Source organism: Desulfogranum marinum (genome assembly GCF_016918565.1).
Lineage (GTDB): Bacteria > Desulfobacterota > Desulfobulbia > Desulfobulbales > Desulfobulbaceae > Desulfogranum > Desulfogranum marinum.
Genome location: NZ_JAFFQD010000153.1, coordinates 1 through 551, shown reverse-complemented (window position 1 = coordinate 551; position 551 = coordinate 1). Strand labels below are relative to the sequence as shown.

Genomic DNA, 551 nt, shown 5'->3' with positions numbered 1-551 from the left:
GCCATGCTCACCTCGAGCATTCCACTGGCCATCGACAACAATGGTGATCCCGACCTCACGGCTGTGGATGATGACATGCTCAACAAGCTGGTCAACACCAAAAGGGGCAACGAAATCAAAAAAACGATTGCCCTTAATGTGGACGCCAGACAGTTGCTCGACAACCCTTCCACTACCATTGCCGAACTGCCGCCCCATCTCCTTGAACGCCTCAGGCAGCCGGACTGGTCCGCACCGGTTCTGGCAAATGCGGTCCAGCAGGCAGTGGACCATCAACCGGGTGCGGCATCGACCATTGATCCGGCTGCGGTCAACAGGATGCTCAGCCATTATGAGCAACTCCTCGATGAAAACACACAGCAACAGGTGGCAGCCAAGGCTGGGGCACAACTCGCAGCCATGGGAGGAACCGAGCTCGGCAATGTGTTGACCCAAAAGTTCAAAGGATTGTTCGGCGACAAACTCTACCATCAGGTGGTCAACCAGGTCTCCGATGCTCTGCTCGATGAAACCATTGAGCACCTCACCCCAAAGCAGCTCAACCGGATGGT

At 55.7% G+C, this 551-nt stretch carries 1 protein-coding gene; it reads left to right on the top strand.

Annotated elements, in window-relative coordinates; genetic code table 11:
• On the top strand, positions 1 to 551 hold a 551-nt coding region (locus JWH17_RS23270; protein ID WP_205225092.1), incomplete at both ends, for a hypothetical protein.